The organism is Pseudomonas reactans (genome assembly GCF_013385825.1).
Lineage (GTDB): Bacteria > Pseudomonadota > Gammaproteobacteria > Pseudomonadales > Pseudomonadaceae > Aquipseudomonas > Aquipseudomonas reactans.
The window spans coordinates 144,550-160,393 of sequence record NZ_JACAPG010000014.1; the positions used below are offsets into that span (position 1 = coordinate 144,550).

Here is a 15,844-nt window from a genome sequence, read left to right on the forward strand (position 1 = left end):
TTTATGCGGTGAGTGTCAGCAGTCAGGACATTGATCGTTTGAGGCCGAGTAGCAAAATGGTTATGCAGCGGATTGCAAATCCGCCTACGCCGGTTCGATTCCGACCTCGGCCTCCACTCTTAAAGCCCCGTAGATCAATGGTCTACGGGGTTTTTTATTGCCTGCGATTTATGATCCCTTCCGCAACTTTTGACATGCCTTCCGCAACCTTGGTCCCTTTCGACAAATACAGTGCGTCAAGATCGACTTTAACAAGCGCTCAGTACGCTACCGGGGTGGCGCATAGTTGAACGGTTCACGAGGCGCGTCCTCACTGTTTGAGCACATCAAATAGCTTGACGAGAATGTTGCGCGCTGAGACTTTCTCGGGCGGCTGCCATGATGGCATGTGCCGACAGTCGGTGGGGCTGCTCGAGAAGGCAACAATATTACGTATGGGACACATAGGGAGAGGTATGCATATATTTATCGATGAGTCAGGGAGTTTTGTTTATACCCCGGAAAAGTCTGCGTGGAATTCAATTTGTGCACTTGTAATCCCGGAGCGTTTTTTAGAAGAGGCCGAATGCGCTCTAATAGATTTCAAAAAAGAAAATGGCTGTCCGCCAAGCGATGAGTTGAAGCTTGGTGAGGTGGTCGATGAGATGAGCTACTTTAGACTTCTTATTCGTTTGGCTCAAACGAGTTGCACTCTTTACGGTGCTGTCACCGACGCTCATACAAATACACCCGAAGCATTAGCGGATCACAAAGCATCTACTGTTAATGGGTTGCTTGCGAATGTCGAGAAGATGCACTATGAAGAAGGCCGTCAAGCAGTGCGGAATGCTGCAGACCAAGTTCGAAATTTGTCTGATCAACTCCATATACAACTCATTTGTCAGATATCACTAATGCAGCTTGTAGTCTGGCAGTCTGTGCTTTATTACGCTCAGCACGAACCAGAGACCCTATCCTCGTTTGTCTGGCGGGTTGATGGTAAGGCTCTCGAAAAAAAGACTGAGTACGAATCAGCATTTGAAAAGCTATTGCCTGCCTATCTCCAAACTATGTCTATTTCTGATCCGATTATTACGGTTACAGATTTTGATTACAGTCACATGGCTGATTTTGTTTACAAGGATGGGGAGGGTCCTGATTATTTGAAAGAAAGCTATGGAATTGATGTGGAGTCCACGGGCGCCTTAAATATTGGGAAGATCTTCAGAGATGACATTAATTTTATAGACTCTAAAACTAGCTTTGGTGTGCAGCTGGCAGATCTACTTAGTGCTGGATTAAGAAGATGCCTGCGGAAAGGGTTTAAGGATAATCTCAGAGCCGCTGCTTTTTTGGGTCGTTTAATGATTCAGAGACCGAAACAAGAGTTTCCACTGCTTCTCCTAACTCTTGGTAATGAAGTGGCGATTGATGCATATACCGCCACTCTAGTGAGGATGATGCGTAAGCAACAACGGCGCGCTGTTTGATGTGGTGCTGTTTTCGGCGCATCAGTTTTATTTGCAGAGGTTCATTTCGTGGGTTTTACGATCTCGCCAACTCTTCGGTAAACCTTTCGAGTCATTTCTTCAGTTGAATGACCTAACAATCGACTAGCGTGTGCCGGCTCGATCTCGCTCGCTGCTTTCGGTCGAATGTCCTTGAACTGGAACTGCCGGATCAGTACAGCCAAGGCAGTGTCGCCGTCGGCGCCGGCTTTGATGGCAGCCTTCTCTCGGGCTTCGTCCCAGCGATTGCGCAGCATCTGCTGGCTCATTCGTAGGCCGGAGGTGTTGGTGATCAGTCTCGATGTCTTAATGCCACTCAAAGCCCGGCGCTCCTGCAGGTCACTGATAAAGGCGCTCAGCCCTGACTCAACGCCATCATCCTCCAGGCGCAGGCGCAGTTTCTTCGCGCTCTTTCCCTGTTTGACCATCAAGAATCCAGCGTTCAAATCAGTTGTTGCCACTTTCAGCACGTCGGCAGGGCGCTGGCCAGTCAGGTAGGCAAGGTCCATAGCGTCCTTGAGTTCCTGCACTGCCGCTTCGTACACTGCATTCCACACGATGTCGCCGGCGTAATAGTCCCTCGGAGTCTCTTTGTTGCGGCGTACACCGAAGCATGGATTCGCGTTGTTGGTGAGGCCCCACTCGCGTGCGATCGTAAACATATGCGATAGCAGTGCGATTTCGCGGTTGGCCCTGACCTTCGCTGTCCTGGCGTCCCTATACTGGGCAACCACCTGCGGAGTGATCGAGTCGATGGGCGCTTTCTCAAATGCTTTCCGGAGCTGCTTGAGTTCCTTCATGTTGTCGGACTGCGTGCGGACCCCTTTGGTTGGGATGATCTCTTTCACGTACCGGTCGAACAAAAAGCCAAGCAAGTGGCTGGGCTTGGGTGGTGCCCGTCGCTCCAGCCTGGCCCATTCAACTTTCGCCTGGTCTAAGTCGCCGCCAAGGGGAATCTCTTTGCGTTTGCCATTGGCGTCCCTGCCGTTGTAGTAGTACCCCACCCAGACCGTACCGTTCTTTCGCGGTTGGCATCGTCGAATCATGCGCGGAGGCAAATCCCGGTTCGCTGATGATTTCTGGCGCATCGTCAGCTCACGTTCGCCAAGTCGAGCGTCCAGGTCTCGGCCGCTGGGTTCACGGCAGAAGGTGTGACCCCTGCGAGTTTCATTCGGGCATAGACGCGGCCCACGATCGGGCGCCGGGCACCGGTAAGAACATGCTCCCAATGGTTATCGATCAACCACTGGATCTGCTTGGAAGGGATCTGATAGCCCGTGATGGTGGCCAGCTCTTCGTCCGCCAGGGTCTCGCTTTGGAATTCCATCATGCTGCCTCCCGCTGTTGCAGGGTGATTTCCCACGGGTCATTCGCGCGGGCCAGTGCTGCCATCGGCGGCGGACTGACGCTGTTACCGCACATGTGCACCTGCTGGGTGACGGTGAAGGGCTTGCCGTCGGCGCCGTGCGTGATGTGGTAGTCCGCTGGGAAGCCCTGGGCCTTGTACAGCTCCGCCGGTTTGAGCATCCGCAGGCAGATATCGACGATCACGTAGGGCGTGCCTTGAACCATTACCGTGACCAGGGCCAGGCGGTCCTTGGTGGTGATCGTCGGCGCCGGCGCATCGCAAGCGCTAACATTTTCAGTTCCGTAGTAGCTGATCAGGAAGGCGGCAACGCGCAGGGCGCCCGCTTCGTGTTCTGGCGACAGGGTGAGAGACACCAGCGAGCTCTTGCCGCCACCACCGGCAGTAATGGTCGGCGCCGGCTCTTCCAGGCCCTGGCCTACGCTTCCACCAAATGCCCGCTCCATGAACGCGCTGACCAGACCGTGGTGCTGGCCGCCGGCACTGATGGTGTGCAGCGGGTCATTCGCATCCCGCGCATCACAGTTGCCGCGCATGTGTACCAGGTGCGCCGTCGCCAGTTGCTGCTGGCTGCCGGTGTTGGTCACCGTGGTCATTGGGTCGCGGATGTCCTTGGCGTGCACGGTATTGAACCCACCGTTTGCCTGGATCATCACCGCGGCGCTGACGGACTGCCCGCCGCCGCTGGCAGTGATGGTGCCCACTGGGCCGCAGATGTCGTTCACTCCATGGGAGCGGCGCTTGGTTGCGCCGGATCCCTCGCCGTGGCCGGCCTGTACGATGCAGGCCGAAGCCAGTGCGTGCTTCACGCCGCCGGCGACAACCGTTCCCAGGGGTAGATCCACGCCCGGTACTCGTGGCTCTTGCCCTGGGCGTTCGCCGTAGCCCGACTGAATCAGCGTGGGGCTGATCAGCGTCAGCTCGCCGCGATTCGCGCAGGTCACCGTAGGCAGTGGTTCGAGCGGGTCGTTGATCCGGTCGCTGCCTTGGTGCGTTGCCGGCGCTATCACCGGGCTGACCACTGAGAACGCGCCGCCCTTGGGGTAAGACGTGATCGTGCGCAGTGGCTCGTCGGCGGACTGCACCGACTCACCCGACCAGTTCGCAATCGGGACAATGAACGGCGCCGGGCTGTCGATGACGAATTTCTTCATGCCCTTGGCGACTCGGCGCAGGGTGGCGTCGGCCAGGTCTTTCTTGCGGCCGAAGATGCTTTTGCCCAGGTCTGTGAAGTCGATGCAGTCGGCGGCGGTCTTCCACTTCTGTTGGCCCTTGGCCGGGTTCTTCGCGTGGGTCGGCTCCGGCCACACCACCGGGCGGCCATCGCACCGCGCAATCATGAACAGGCGCTCACGGCTGGTCGGCGCGCCGAAGTCGCACGCCTTGATCACCTTCCACTCCACCACATAGCCCATGCCTTCCAGAAGAGCCACGAAACGGCGCCAGGTGCGGCCGCGATGTTTCGGGTCCGGCACTAGAAATTGGTTGGACACCGGCACCTGTTCGCCAGGCGCTGCCACCCGGTTGATGGTTTTCCCTTTCTTAGTTGGATGCGGCACCTGGTCAAGGGTCACCACCCGGCCGGTGGCCTTGTCGCGCTTGGCGATTAGCCGGCCCCATTGCAGGATCTGCTTTACGTTTTCCAGGCTGATCACCCGGGGGCGCTTCATACCTGCCCACTTAAGGCCGATCCACGACAGGTTACGGATCTCGCGCTTGCGCGGCTGGCCGCCGGCGGCCTGGGAGTGGTGCGTGCAGTCCGGCGACATATGGAACCAGCCCACGGCCTTGCCGCCGCATTCGGTGTCAGGATCACCCTCGAACACATCGGTGGTGAAGTGCTTGGCGCCTGGATGGTTCACGGTGTGCATGCTGATCGCCTGGGGGCTGTGGTTTTTCGCCACGTTCACCGTGCGGCCCAGGCCCATTTCCAGGCCGGTACCGGCACCACCACCACCGCAGAAGAAGTCGACAACGATCTCGTCGTCCTGGGTGGAGAAACCAAGGCTATATTGCGTTTTGAAGTTAAATGGCGGTTTATTGAGTGAGGTCATGGGTTCACCGCCTTGGTTTGTGCGACACATTGAGCGGCCTCGATGCCCAGGGCCCTGGTCACGATCTGGTCGAACTCTTCGATGGTCAGCGGCAGACTGCTCTGACCTTGAGTAATTAGGCTGTGATACCACTTAATCCCGTGGTAGCTCACCTGCAGTAGGGTGTCGCCAATCGTCAGTGCGCATCGTTTGCCACTAGCCGCCGTGTTCTCCATGGCCTCTCGTAAGGATGAGGCCAGAACACAGGGCGCGCTGATCACGGCCTGTTCTTGTGCTGTGGGCGAGAAGAGTGGGAGGTGCGTATACCCCTTAACAGGCTGCGCGAGCGGGCGTGCCTGAGCGTTTAGCGTTGCATCGGCGAGCGCTGCCCCGCGCAGCTTTTCGTGGGGTATAAGTGCCTCGGCAGTGGCGCTGGAAGGGGCAATAATGCCTGCTGCTGCGCAGCAGAGACTGTTTGTTTCTAGCGTGTTGACCCCACCTACAGCGCTGAGCAAAGCGGGCTGTGCATTGGCGTTATCCTGGTGGTTCTTCATGCCGCTTTTCTCCGATGTTCGATAGCGAGTTGGTCCATCAGCCGCTGGTGGTAGGTGAGCCGGGCTTCGGCGGCAGGCCATGGGCGGATGGTTTCGACCATGGGTTCGATACCGACCAAGCAATCCCAGATAGCCGGATCGGTTGGCATGAGGTCGCGTCGCTCGGTCGCCAGTGCAATCAGGTCGGCTTGGTGCACGCTGGCAGGAAGATCCAATGCCAGGTCGAAGCGCTCACAAACGCGCCCCCAGATCACGTCCTCAAAGCCCCGGTAGTCTGGCATCCACTGCTTGAGTGGGCGGGTGATGTCACCCAGGTATGCCTCTGTGGCGTCGTGAAGTAAGGCCGTGAGTTTGTGTTCTTCCGGTACCAGCGCGGCGACGATGCAACTGTGTTGGGCCACGCTGTAGAACTCGCGGGTGTGACCGTTGAATCGGCACAGGTGGGCCAGCGCGTGCGAGATGTCCCGTGGGTCGATCATGTCGGCGTCAGGCTCGAACAAGTCGAAGCGTTTGCCGCTGGAGGTGAGGATCCAGTTCATGCGGCCTCCCTCCTCAGGTCGGCCAGCAGTAAGGCGTTGTCGGTTGCCTTGTGCAATTGGCGCAAAGCTTCATATCCGACCAGTGCTTTCAACTGGCGGTCGAACTCTTTGCTGTAGCGGGTCAGGGTGCGAAGATCCTTGGTGGCCTTTGCATGTTGCTGTTGCAGTGTGCCGGCGGCCTGTGGCGTTAGGCGCAGCATCGGAATGGCCTGGCTCATACGTCACCGCCACAAGCTTTGTTTTGTTGGGCGACGGCATCTTGGTGAGTTGATTGAAAATAAAGAGCCGCTTTTTCGGCGTCTTTCGGACACATTTTTATCTTCGGGCTTTCTCCGATCACTAGTCGGCGGGTCTGGGCCTCAGTGGTCGAATTATTCACTTCAGTCGCGGCCATTTCTGTTGCTGCTGGGTTCAGCAAAGCTGCCATGGCGAGCGCTTGGTCGCGGAGGGTAAGTGAGTCGCGCTCTAGCTTTTTACCGGTGCGAAACGCACTGAAGGTTTCCGCCGCAATCCGCAGTTTGTCGGCAATGTCCAGCAGCGTCTGGCGGGCCGGCTCCCCCAGCTTCGATGCATCCAATGCCTGTTTGTAGTGGTCAAACAGTTGCTTGTGGTGAGTCTGGGCTTGCTCAAGCATTAGTTCCAGGTTCCGGATGGCGCCTGAGCTATCTGATTGCTGAATAGCCTTGCCTTCATCCATGCCTTCGATGCGTCCATCAATCAGGCCTCCCCGATAGCCGACCCAATAGAGGATCGCTGCTGCGAAAATGATGCTGATCAATGCGCAGATTTGAATTGTTGTCATGTGGTGTGCTCCTGGCTGTTTCGTTGGCTGGTGGTGGCAGCCGTTTGGTTACTGGTCTTGCTCGGTTAAATCGTTTGGAGGCCTCGGCATGTCCTCGTCTGCCTTGTAGGCCCGGATGTCGATCAGTGCCGCAACGTGCTTGATGTGGGCATACCGCAACGCCTTCACACTGTGGTCCAGTGTGGTCACTGGCAGTTGAATCCGGCCGCTGTTGATCGCCTCGGTGAAGTTTTTTTCGTTGAGGTTCTTGAAGTAGTGCGCGCGCAGCTTTTCCAGGGGGATAAGCACGTCCCCGAAAAGTTGGTGCAGCATCTCGACGGTCGCGCTATCCGGTGCGGGTTGCAGTCGTAGCGGTGTTTGGCTGGTGTTGCTCATGTGCAGCGGCCTCCTTGCGTTTGAGTCGTGAAGGGTGGTTCCAGGCAATCAGGCAATGGCGTTTGGTCAGCTCCCGCAGGTGCTCCGGCACTTCGAGGAGCGCAGCGTTGCGCTCCTCGCGTGTGTGCATGGCGACGATCTGGCGGGCGTACTCCCTAGGCCACATCACGGTTGTCTGCCGGGATGTCTGGCAGTTCGAGGCCCAACTGTTCGGCGAGCCAGCGGATGCCGGCTTGGCGGATCTTGGTGGACTGGCTGTACTGCATACCGGAGGTTTCGTGGTACCAGTTGCCATCCTTGACTCGCAGGTACTCGCGGTCCCGCACTGGGAAGGCCGGTAGGTTGCGGTCGTTGAGCAGGCCCTTTTGACGCATGAGCCCGATCAGCTTCGGGCGAGTGAGGCCAAAGTACTTGGCGGCTTTTGCCAGGCTACGTTCCATCTCGGCCTCCTAGGCTGCATGCGCGGTGGGTGTCGCCACGGCAGCCAGATGGGTGATGGACTCGGCCACCATGGAGTAGATCTCCACGTCGCTGCCGTACACCGTGAAGCACTTGGTACGCGGCTTTCTGACGCCGATGCTAATGATGGTGGTGATGCCAGCGCGGGTTTTGCTGCGGTGTATTGCCAAGTTGATCGGTTGCTCGAAGCCCATATCGAGACTGAGAGCGCCGCCGGTTTGCACCAGGTCGAATACCTGCTGCTTGTGTTCAGCCTCGAACACGCCGTACCGGCGGTCTGCGTGCGGCAGGGACGATGGATCGGCTGGGGTGGTTGGCCCGTTGACGATCTCCTCAATGAAGTCCGCAAGCTTTAGATGCATCTTCTTGGTGTTGGTCAGGGTCAGCGTGTGGCGTTCACTTCCCAGCTCAACGGTGAAGTGCGTGTCGACTTTTCGGCGCTCAACGTTCAGGCGAAAGGCCAGGGCCTCACGCTGCGTTTCGGCGCGCAAGAGGTGGTTAAAGGTCTTGGTCAGGCTGACTTGGGCCTTGAGCAGGGTCAGGGTGCGGTTGTCGAGTTTGTACTTTTTCATGCCGCGTGCCCTCCACCGTTTGGATCGAATGGGGCAGGCGCGGGGAGTCGTTTCAGCTTGGGTTTAAACGCGATGAAGGTGCATCCGCAATTTTGCGCTAGGCGGCGAATTTCGAAGATGCGGAAGGGGTTTGCAGCGGCCGGGTGGACGTGCAGGGTGGCTGTGGTGTGCATGGTGTTGCCTCGCTCTGTGGTGGAAGAGTGAGGCGATGTTAACCTTGTAGGTTTATTTCTGCATCAAAAAAATAACCTTTCGGGTATTTTTATCTGGCTTAAGCTGCGATCCCTTTTCTTTTTGGATCTGTGAGCCATAGCTTTATATCGCGCATAAACTCCCATACGTCCGTGTCACTAGGTTTCACATAGTCAGGATGTTTGGGGTCTTCGCCCATGCGCTCGAACATATCGATCAACCAGCTAGGTCCATGCCCAGAAACACAAAGCGGTTTTAGCCATGATTCTAGCTCTCCGATAGGTACTGTAAACACTCCATACTGATTCAATTGTGTTAATAAATTTTGAGCTGCCTCACACTCATCTTTCGGTAGTATATATATTCCGCCATCTGTCTTCATGTTCTTTTTCGTAGCGTTTAGTGCGGTATTTATTGCTGTTCGTGCACTTGCCATATGGTTGTGAGCTAGCTCTGGTATATTTGCACTTGCTAGGAAGTTTGACCAGTTCTTGCCTCCTTCTTTCAGTACGTCCACGTCTACTATCGCGACAGCTGGTATTCCCAGCTTTCTAAGTGGCTTTATTATAGTTGGGATTGTCTGTTTGTTCTGTGCATGAATAAATAGGCAGTTTGGTATGCCCCATTCCGGCTTGAATTGAAGAAGGCGCTCATTAATCTCTTGGTAAAATGCTCGATCCGCGTCTGATTCGGTAACCACGACGAACTCGTAGAATAACCCACTAAGTACACCCGTTGATCGAAGTAATGGGTGGCGCATTAGTTCAAGTAATTCGGTGCTAGGTAGTAATCTTGAGGTGGCAGTGGCGTCTCTATATGTCAGTCGGATAATATTAATTGGTGTGCCGGACTGAATACACCCCATTACAAAGGCAGGGCTATGAGTGGAGACAAAAACATTTTTTCCTGATTTTGATGCAGCTCTCGACATCTCCATTCCAAGCTTTGAAGCCAGAGAAGGGTGGAGGAAGGCTTCAGGTTCGTCGACAAGTAAGACCTTTGGATCACCGGCTATCAGCTCAGTGATGATCCCTGTAAACGCCTTAACACCATCGCTAGCCTCAGAAATTAGCCCTGCATTACCGTAAAACTCGAAGGCGTCAGCGCTTAGGCTTCGCTCCGCTTCCTCGGACGGTGGGGGGATGTCAGATAACCGGATCTTAAAAGTACCCATGTCCGTTGGGTCAATCACAAAATATGTTTCAAATGCTTCGAATATGATTCGACGTACTTCTTTTCTCTTTGCGTCGTCTTTAAAAAGAATAGTAAAGCTGTTGTGTGAGTGTTCTAACAAATTTCCCGCACACTGAGGGTTGCATAAGTTAATGCGATTGCTACCGTCTAGAATAGTTGTTCGGTGAAATAAGTAATGATTGCAGTAAATTGACTGATAAGTCTGAGGGTCTTTAATTGCTTCGAAGAATGAAGCCCATGGCATTGTTGCGCTTCCGTTCTTTTGCCTAATGTTTATATGGTCATGACCTTGAGGGGCAGGGTTGCTTGGATTGGTAATCAGTACTTCATTTATTATTTTTAAAGCGTCTTCAGGGGTTGAGCGCTTGATGAGAGCATTTTTAAGAATTATATAGTGCGGAAGAATTCCCGAGTTGCAAAATTGTGAGATTTCGGAAAGGAGTTTGCTTTTTCCGGAGTTGTTCGGGCCTACAAAAACAGTGACGGGTGTAGCAACTATTGGTTCAGATGCGTTAACTGGAGTTCGGCCAGAGTGAAGCTGAAAAGATTCTATGATCACAACGAGTCCCTTCTTAGTAAACACAAGAAATATTTATAAATCTGAGATTTTCCACCTAGCTCTGCCGCAAATGCTCCATTCTTCGGTCATACGAATGATTCGCTCTGGCCAGTCAGGATTTAGCGCGTATAAAAACTGTTCTGATCCTTCTTGTCTCAATTGTTTGAGCGTTGCAGATTGATCGCTCGTCCTTTTTGCCGCTACAAAATGCCCTGGCAAAGCTTCCAGGGACGGGTCAATCACAATCTTGTCACCCTCAAAAAATTTGGGCTCCATGCTCATACCTTCGACACGCAGGATGAATGCTCGTGGTCCTACAGGTCCAGGCGCATCTATCCACTCCTCAGCATCTCTTGGGTCAAATACAGTATCTGGTTCACACCATGCTCCTGCGGCAATTGACCCTATTACGGGCAGCTTCCTACCGGTGTGACTCAAAACTGTAGCGTTAGTGAACTCGCCGATCCCGTAGGGCATATCCAAATAGCCACTATGTAAGCCTAAAGCTTTTTCAACCTCTCTTGCGATCTGGTCGCCTATGCCTTTCGTAGGGTTTTTTCCGCCAAAAGCACTGACTTGAGCTGGTGCCTTCCCCAACAACTCGGCGATATCTGTGAGACGAAGCTTTCTCTCCGTCAGTAATCTGCGGAAATTCTGGAGGCGGGTATCTGAAATTTTCATTTTTCGATTCTGGATCGATTAACCTTGAAGGTGAATGCCCTTGTGGGTATTGCAAAAAATAACCTTAAGGGTTAATTTGCGTCTGAGAGGAATACGACATGAAACTGCGCGAATACATCAACGATATGGACACCAAAGCGCTCACGGCTTATGCCGACCGTTGCAGCATTGCCTTGAGCTATCTCCGCCTTCACGTTAAATACGCGAGCAAAGACCCCAGCGTTTCGCTGATTAAGGCATTGGCTCGCGAAAGTGAAGGTTCTGTCTCGCTCGCTGAAGTTTTGGAGCATTTCGGTATTACGGAGGAGCCAGCGGTAGACAGAGCTGCTTAGGAAGAAAAAAGGCGACCCAAAGGCCGCCCAGTTCCTCCCGGCACACACCACCACAGTGCTGTCGAGTCGCGACGAAGGTAGGTGGGCACACCACATGCAAACCACCTCTCTTTACCGCGCTGCCAAGACACGGATGTCTTGGGTTGCTGCCTTTTCCACCACAGATTAGGCAGCTGTTGCGCCAGAGGTGAGCAACGGATTGTTCGCCTCGGCACGGTGCCGGTTTTGATCCACAGATCTAGCCGGCGTTTGGGCCCTTTCAAGCCACGCGGCAAATGTAACACCACTGCATGTCGCGGGGCACTGGCAACTTAGTAGGATTAATGCCATGAGCCGAGTAGCTTTAAGCTGTGTTGATCGAGCGCAAAGGGAAGTACTGACGCTCGAATTAGCCTTGTATCACGCCGCACGGGACTATCCCGGCGGTGCCGCAGCAATCGCCGCCACCACCGGTCGGAATGCCACCACGTTGCAGCACAAGTTGTCTCCTACCCATCCCTCTCACACCGTCAATGTCCAGGAGTTCGGCGAGATCCTCGAGCTGACAAAGGACCGTCGCATTCTCGATGCGGTGCACGGCCTTGTCGGCGACACGATTTGGCAGGAGCTGGCCGAGGCGTATACCAACGACATGCCTGAAACCCTCACCACGGGGATTGCGCAGTTCTTCCGGCAGGTTGCCGATCTGTCCGAGACCTGGGCCAAGCATATTGGCGATGGAAAGGTCGATGACGGTGAGCTGGCCGAGATTCGCCAGTTGGTATTTCGCGGTATCCAGGGATTGTTGGGGATGTACAACCGCGCCCGCTACGTCAACCAGACGACTCGCGGGGTGGAACGTGGCTGATATCGCTGACTTTGCAAATGACCTGGTGCAGGAACGGATCGATCAAGCCTTGGCTGCACGCCTGACGCTGATGTCCAGCACGGCACAGCACTCCCTGATGTTCTGTGATGAATGCGACGTACCTATTCCTGAGGCGCGCCGCTTGGCACAACCCGGTTGCACGCTCTGCATTGGGTGTAAAACTGCTGACGATCTGAGGGCTTCCCGTTATGCTCGATGACGTGCTCAATCAGTTCGCAGACTACGGTCTCGAACCCGCTCAACCCCTCGTATTCGGCAAGCTCACCCGCTGCAAAACCACCCAGGATAAGGGCAAGGAAAAGAACGGCTGGTACGTCATCCACGAACACCGCACCGAAAAGAGCGAGATCCTGATCTTCGGTAGTTTCGGTGACTGGCGCTCTGGCGTTACCCAGAAGATCAAGGTCAAAACCGGACGCATGAGCCCCGAAGAGCGCGATGTCATGCGTGCTCGGCAGGAAGACGCCAAACGCAAGGCCGCCGAGATCGCGGCCAACGCGTCCCGCCGAGCAGCCAACCGCGCCGCCGGCCTGTTCAAACGCATGCCCGAAAAGGGCAAGAGCGCCTATCTGGATCGAAAGCAGATCGTTGGATTCAAGATTCGCTATGCGCCGCGTACCGGCGCTTTTTTAGTGCCCATGTGCAACGTGCGCGACCAGATCGTCGGCTTGCAGGTGATCTTTCCTGCGAAGCAAGAGGACACCGGGCGCGACAAAGCGTATTGGCCTTACGGCATGTCGAAAGAAGGCGCCTTCCACCTGATCGGCCCACATCCTGAACCGGGCGAGCCGGTGTTGGTGTGTGAGGGCTACGCCACGGGCGCAAGCCTGCACATGGCGACTTCGCTCACCGTCGCCATCGCCTTCGACGCGGGCAACCTGCTGCCGGTCTCCAAGGCCATGCGCGAGCGTTTCCCCGGTTGCCCACTGATCATCTGTCGCGATGATGACTGGAAGACAAAACGCCCGAATGGCGACCCTTGGAACCCTGGCGAAGAAAAGGCCAACAACGCCGGCCTGGTTGTCGGCGGCCAGGTGGTTGCCCCTGTATTCTCCGGCGAGCGCGAGATCAAGTGGACCGACTTCAACGACCTGCACGTCGCCGAAGGTTTGGAAGCTGTCCGCCGCCAGGTGCTCGCGGTGGTCAAGCCTCCTGCAGCGGGTGGGTGGAAAGACCAGCTCGCCCGCACCGAAAACGGCTCCCTGATCGCGCACATGCAAAACGTCGAGCTGATCCTGGGTAACGATGAGCGCTGGGCCGGTGTCATCGGTTACAGCGTGTTCAGCTCCAAGATCGTGAAGCTGCGGTCTGCGCCCTTCGGCGGCGGTGCTGGCGATTGGGCCGATATCGACGACATGCGCGTGATGAAGTGGCTCGCCCAACAGTACAACTTGCGCGTGAAGGCGTCCCATGTGATCGAGGCGGTCAGCGTGGTTGCCCACGACCACGCCTTCCACCCGGTACGCGAGTACCTGGAGAAGCTGGAGTGGGACCGCGTACCGCGCATCGAAACCTGGCTCACTGATGTGTTGGGCGTACACGCCAGCGAGTACTCGGCCAAGGTCGGCAAGCGCTGGCTGATCTCTGCGGTCGCACGGGTGATGCGCCCTGGCTGCAAGGCCGACTCGGTGATGATCCTCGAAGGCGGGCAGGGCGCAGGTAAGTCCACGGCCATGGGTGTCCTCGGCGGCGAGTGGTTCATGGACACGCCGTTTGCCCTCGGCGACAAGGACAGCTTCCAAGCGATTCGCGGCAAATGGATCGTCGAGCTGGGCGAGCTGGACAGCTTCAACAAGGCCGAAAGCACCAAGGCCAAGCAATTCTTCTCTGCATCGACCGACACCTACCGCGAGAGCTACGGCCGCAGAACGAATGACGTGCCACGCCAGTGTGTTTTCGTGGGCACCACCAACCAAGAGGAATACCTCAAAGACGCCACGGGCAACCGCCGCTACTGGCCGGTGTTCTGCAACAAGGTCGACCTGGAGCAGCTGCGCGAGATCCGCGATCAGCTATGGGCCGAGGCGCTGTTCTGCTTCGAGGCCGGCGATATCTGGTGGGTGAACAAAGACGAATCCAAGATGTTCGCTGAGGCCCAAGACGAGCGCTTCGTGGTGGACGAATGGGAGGGGCCAATCCTGGCCTGGATGGAAGAGTCGCAGATCGGCGAGACCGCCACTGGCAACGAGATCCTCACCCAGGCGCTCAAGCTGGACTTCGGTCATTGGGGCAAGCCTGAGCAGATGCGTGTCGGGGCAATCATGCATCGGCTGGGTTGGCGCAAGCGGCGTATGCCGGCATTGCCGAAAAGCGGCGTGCGGCCATGGGCCTATGAAAAGCCTGCGGGCTGGGGGCGTGCGTCTGCGTTGGCGCAATCGGTGATCGAGGAGCCATGCTTTGATTAAAGAGATCGATGCGCGCCTACGGATGTGGGCAGAAGAGTTGCACAGCGACTTTACCAAGGGCGGGCTCGCTGGCGGCAACATGGTTGCCATGATGATGGAGAGCAATGGTCAGTTGATTCGCGGTCGGCGAGCGTTTCGTGCGCCGCTGGAGGGCTCGCTGGATATTGAGCTGATCGTAACCAAGCACCTAGACCCGCTACTGGTGAAGGTTGTGCGTGAGCACTACTGCAACCACGACACCGACATGCGCTTGAAGTATGCCCATTGCGACTGTGGGCGAGACACCTACTACCAGCGTTTGCACGAAGCCCACCTGCATATCTACTACATGCTGATGGGGCAGGCTGCATGACCCTCGGCGTCACTCCGCGTGTCTCTGTCCTACTGTCCCGCCTTGTCCAACTCGCATTTAGCGCAGTTGGACAGGCGCAGGCCGCGCCGTTGCTGGGCTGTCCTACCGTCCAACCTTCAACCGCCCCACGCATAGATGAGCATAGCGGGTACGTAGTCGCGCCCGTGGCGCGCACGCGTGCTTTTAGCTTTCTCTCTATACACAAGAGAAAAGGAATAAAGGTAGGACAGTAGGGCTGAGCCCCGAATCTAGGCGCCTGTAGCTGTCCAACTTCGATCCAGAATAGTGGGACAGGTAGGACGGGGCACCAGAAGCGATAGCCGATTGAATGCGTTGTCCCTGCGTTACACCTGCGTCCTACCCATATTGCACCCGTATTGCGCCATGGCATTAAAACTCCCTTGCTGCCACCGGAATCGACCTGTAAAAAGTACCCATCTTCGATAGGTGCGACCGCAAGCAGCGGGACTCACCACCACACTGAACCCGGCCATTGCGCCGGGTTTTTGCGTTTATGGGGTAGGGCGATGACGAACGAGCAGCAGGCACTAATTGAGATGCCGATCTGGATGGTGATCTTACTGTCCTTGATCGGCGGCATTTCCGGCGAAGCATGGCGGGCCGACAAGGCGGGGGTGAGCGGCTGGTCATTGGTTCGCCGCTTGCTGCTTCGATCCGGGGCCTGCGTGGTCTGCGGGCTTTCGACCATGATGTTGCTGCACGCTTCGGGCATGTCGGTCCTGGCGGCGGGGAGCATCGGCTGCCTCACTGCGATGGCCGGCGCCGATGTTGCCATCGGCCTGTACGAACGCTGGGCTGCCAAGCGCCTGGGCGTATGCGATGTGCCGCCCTCGGGCAGTGGTCAGGCGTGAGTCGCTGGAGGACACGTAATACGTGGCCTGTAGCGTTTCACACCAAAATGAAGCACCAAAATGAAGCACCGAAAATTCGCCGGGGACCCTGGGGGCATTCGAGGGACACGGGGCATGAAACCCGCGGGAAAGCGTTAGCCGGTGGGCTGCCAGCTTACTGAAATTCAATCCATTGAAATTGAAAGGTTTCCATTGAAAAGCC

19 protein-coding genes and 1 tRNA gene are annotated in these 15,844 nt (G+C 56.2%); 8 read left to right on the forward strand and 12 right to left on the reverse strand.

Annotated elements, in window-relative coordinates; genetic code table 11:
- Nucleotides 1–42 precede the first annotated feature (42 nt).
- A tRNA-Cys gene (locus HX868_RS17160) sits at nt 43–116 on the forward strand.
- A gap of 339 nt (nt 117–455) precedes the next feature.
- On the forward strand, nt 456–1,469 hold the full coding sequence (locus HX868_RS17165; protein WP_177003696.1) for a DUF3800 domain-containing protein: 1,014 nt from the start codon (nt 456–458) through the stop codon (nt 1,467–1,469).
- Between the two features lie 41 nt (nt 1,470–1,510).
- On the opposite strand, the gene HX868_RS17170 is transcribed toward HX868_RS17165, so the two are convergent.
- The 12 genes from HX868_RS17170 to HX868_RS17225 all read right to left on the reverse strand — a co-directional run bounded on the left by HX868_RS17170 (nt 1,511) and on the right by HX868_RS17225 (nt 10,813).
- On the reverse strand, nt 1,511–2,575 hold the full coding sequence (locus tag HX868_RS17170; RefSeq protein ID WP_177003697.1) for a tyrosine-type recombinase/integrase: 1,065 nt from the start codon (nt 2,573–2,575) through the stop codon (nt 1,511–1,513).
- Between the two features lie 2 nt (nt 2,576–2,577).
- A complete protein-coding gene (locus tag HX868_RS17175; protein ID WP_025856662.1) occupies nt 2,578–2,814 on the reverse strand; it encodes a DUF4224 domain-containing protein in 237 nt (78 codons plus the stop codon).
- Nucleotides 2,814–4,907, reverse strand: a complete 2,094-nt coding sequence (locus HX868_RS17180) for a DNA cytosine methyltransferase (protein ID WP_177003698.1) — start codon at nt 4,905–4,907, stop codon at nt 2,814–2,816. Before HX868_RS17180 ends, HX868_RS17175 begins: the two co-directional genes overlap by 1 nt.
- Nucleotides 4,904–5,440 carry a hypothetical protein gene (locus tag HX868_RS30810; protein ID WP_246355539.1) on the reverse strand — a complete coding sequence of 179 codons (537 nt, stop codon included), beginning with the start codon at nt 5,438–5,440 and terminating at the stop codon, nt 4,904–4,906. Before HX868_RS30810 ends, HX868_RS17180 begins: the two co-directional genes overlap by 4 nt.
- A complete protein-coding gene (locus HX868_RS17190) occupies nt 5,437–5,979 on the reverse strand; it encodes a phosphohydrolase (RefSeq protein WP_177003699.1) in 543 nt (180 codons plus the stop codon). The genes HX868_RS30810 and HX868_RS17190 overlap by 4 nt, the downstream gene beginning before the upstream one ends.
- Entirely contained in the window at nt 5,976–6,197 is a 222-nt protein-coding gene (locus tag HX868_RS17195) for a hypothetical protein (RefSeq protein ID WP_177003700.1), read from the reverse strand. The genes HX868_RS17190 and HX868_RS17195 overlap by 4 nt, the downstream gene beginning before the upstream one ends.
- Nucleotides 6,194–6,781, reverse strand: coding sequence for a hypothetical protein (locus HX868_RS17200; protein WP_343048263.1), 588 nt, complete (start codon nt 6,779–6,781; stop codon nt 6,194–6,196). Before HX868_RS17200 ends, HX868_RS17195 begins: the two co-directional genes overlap by 4 nt.
- Nucleotides 6,782–6,829: 48 nt before the next feature.
- Nucleotides 6,830–7,156: a pyocin activator PrtN family protein gene (locus HX868_RS17205; protein WP_177003701.1), complete on the reverse strand. Its 327-nt coding sequence runs from the start codon at nt 7,154–7,156 to the stop codon at nt 6,830–6,832.
- A 155-nt stretch (nt 7,157–7,311) separates the two neighbouring features.
- Entirely contained in the window at nt 7,312–7,596 is a 285-nt protein-coding gene (locus HX868_RS17210; protein WP_177003702.1) for a phage antirepressor KilAC domain-containing protein, read from the reverse strand.
- Between the two features lie 9 nt (nt 7,597–7,605).
- The gene (locus HX868_RS17215) at nt 7,606–8,187 is read right to left on the reverse strand and encodes a hypothetical protein (protein WP_177003703.1); all 582 of its coding nucleotides are present in this window, start codon (nt 8,185–8,187) and stop codon (nt 7,606–7,608) included.
- A 271-nt stretch (nt 8,188–8,458) separates the two neighbouring features.
- Nucleotides 8,459–10,132, reverse strand: coding sequence for an ATP-dependent nuclease (locus HX868_RS17220; RefSeq protein WP_343048264.1), 1,674 nt, complete (start codon nt 10,130–10,132; stop codon nt 8,459–8,461).
- A 33-nt stretch (nt 10,133–10,165) separates the two neighbouring features.
- Nucleotides 10,166–10,813, reverse strand: coding sequence for a LexA family protein (locus HX868_RS17225; protein WP_177003704.1), 648 nt, complete (start codon nt 10,811–10,813; stop codon nt 10,166–10,168).
- Nucleotides 10,814–10,911: 98 nt separating this feature from the next.
- On the opposite strand from HX868_RS17225, the gene HX868_RS17230 reads away from it, so the two are divergent.
- The 6 genes from HX868_RS17230 (at nt 10,912) to HX868_RS17255 (ending at nt 15,642) form a co-directional block, all read left to right on the forward strand.
- Complete coding sequence (locus HX868_RS17230; protein ID WP_177003705.1) at nt 10,912–11,145, forward strand: hypothetical protein; 234 nt, start codon at nt 10,912–10,914, stop codon at nt 11,143–11,145.
- A gap of 328 nt (nt 11,146–11,473) precedes the next feature.
- Complete coding sequence (locus HX868_RS17235) at nt 11,474–11,992, forward strand: phage regulatory CII family protein (RefSeq protein WP_069672307.1); 519 nt, start codon at nt 11,474–11,476, stop codon at nt 11,990–11,992.
- Nucleotides 11,985–12,212, forward strand: a complete 228-nt coding sequence (locus tag HX868_RS30815; RefSeq protein WP_177003706.1) for a TraR/DksA C4-type zinc finger protein — start codon at nt 11,985–11,987, stop codon at nt 12,210–12,212. Before HX868_RS17235 ends, HX868_RS30815 begins: the two co-directional genes overlap by 8 nt.
- The gene (locus HX868_RS17245) at nt 12,202–14,418 is read left to right on the forward strand and encodes a VapE domain-containing protein (RefSeq protein ID WP_177003707.1); all 2,217 of its coding nucleotides are present in this window, start codon (nt 12,202–12,204) and stop codon (nt 14,416–14,418) included. The genes HX868_RS30815 and HX868_RS17245 overlap by 11 nt, the downstream gene beginning before the upstream one ends.
- A complete protein-coding gene (locus HX868_RS17250) occupies nt 14,411–14,770 on the forward strand; it encodes a PA0613 family protein (protein WP_177003708.1) in 360 nt (119 codons plus the stop codon). The genes HX868_RS17245 and HX868_RS17250 overlap by 8 nt, the downstream gene beginning before the upstream one ends.
- Nucleotides 14,771–15,297: 527 nt before the next feature.
- Nucleotides 15,298–15,642 (forward strand): phage holin family protein, encoded by a 345-nt coding sequence (locus tag HX868_RS17255; protein ID WP_003172128.1) that lies wholly within the window; start codon nt 15,298–15,300, stop codon nt 15,640–15,642.
- Nucleotides 15,643–15,844 lie beyond the last annotated feature (202 nt).